General features: G+C 32.3%; 2 protein-coding genes and 1 pseudogene. All 3 read left to right on the top strand.

The window, feature by feature from the left end:
* The coding region (locus GMD4S_RS09055; protein ID WP_029709244.1) for a hypothetical protein at positions 1 to 605 on the top strand (605 nt) is incomplete at its 5' end.
* A gap of 29 nt (positions 606 to 634) precedes the next feature.
* Positions 635 to 994, top strand: a complete 360-nt coding sequence (locus tag GMD4S_RS09050; RefSeq protein WP_000841612.1) for a hypothetical protein — start codon at positions 635 to 637, stop codon at positions 992 to 994.
* A gap of 172 nt (positions 995 to 1,166) precedes the next feature.
* Positions 1,167 to 1,240: pseudogene (locus GMD4S_RS13550) on the top strand (acylglycerol kinase family protein); the annotation flags it as partial.

The following is a 1,240-nucleotide window of genomic DNA, read 5'->3' as shown; positions in this document are numbered from 1 at the left end:
TTGCACTAATCAGAAGAGGGTATGTAAGGAGTGGTACTAAGTTACTGTATATGGACTTAGATTTACCATCTTGGAAGCAATACATTGAATTGAAGAAAGATGCAAAAAGAGCTATTATAAAAATGGATGTGACACTAACATCTGTTGGGTATTCCTATATGATTGGTGATTTCGATGCTGCCATTAAGGAGGCTTCTGAAGCAACGACTGATCAAAAACTGAAGCCAAAATACAGGGATTCCTTAGAGAGTTACCTCATTCGCTCGACAGTTCTTGCAAATCCTAACCTAACCAGAGATGAGCTTGATCTTATGCTAAACAAAATGTCCATATCAGATTCCTCTCTAGCCGAGAAAACAAAAAGCGTGAGTATTGCACTTTACGATTTAACAATTGCTCATCAATCCAATGATTACTTTGAAGAATTAGAAAACGAGTTTAAATATCAACAATTGGAAATCATTTACTATCAAGCCTTGAACTCTAAATTAAAAGGAGATATGACTAGGGCGAATGAATTGTTTAGAAAACTCGCTCAAGAAGATGAACAGCTCTATATCGTCCAGAAGTCTAAAGAATTTTTAAAAAGTGAATCTATTAATTAGCGATGAATAAGTACAGGAAAGGATTGAATATGAAATCAAACAGTTTATTTTTTTTTAATGGAATTTTTGCTTTAACGTGCTCTCCCATTATTGCATTTGCATTTTTCTATAGATGGGAGATAAGATTTATCAATGGGGCTCTTCGTTTTGTTGATAAACCAGCATGGGCTTTTTCAGTAAATTTAATTAGTTTTATATTTCTTGTTTGTTCCATACTTGCAATTTTCATTTATAGAAAAGAATCAAATGGTCGTAAGAAAAGCTTTTTGTTTCTTTTAGTTGCATCTATCACAGGTTTTATCCCCTTCCTTTCATTTTTTTCAGCAATTTTTGCTCTTATTGCTGGGATTTTATATTTGGTTGATTTTAATCGATTGGTAAAAGAATAAACTAGAAGGTATTTATCATTTTCAACATATCCAACCTTTTTTAGAACTGATTCTCTCAATCTCCGGTACGTCTGATTTCTATTTTTTGAGGTTTCATTATATAATAGCATTATATGTAATGACTGATGTAGTTACACTAACATTTCTATTTAAAAATTAAGGAGTATTATCAATGAAAAAAGCAATGTTAATTATAAACCCTACCTCTGGTGGGGAAAAGGCTTTGGATTATAAGGTCAAGCTGGA

It is taken from the genome of Streptococcus sp. GMD4S, assembly GCF_000296955.1.
The sequence above is the reverse complement of the archived record's forward strand: the minus strand, read 5'-3'. Positions and strand labels throughout refer to the sequence as shown.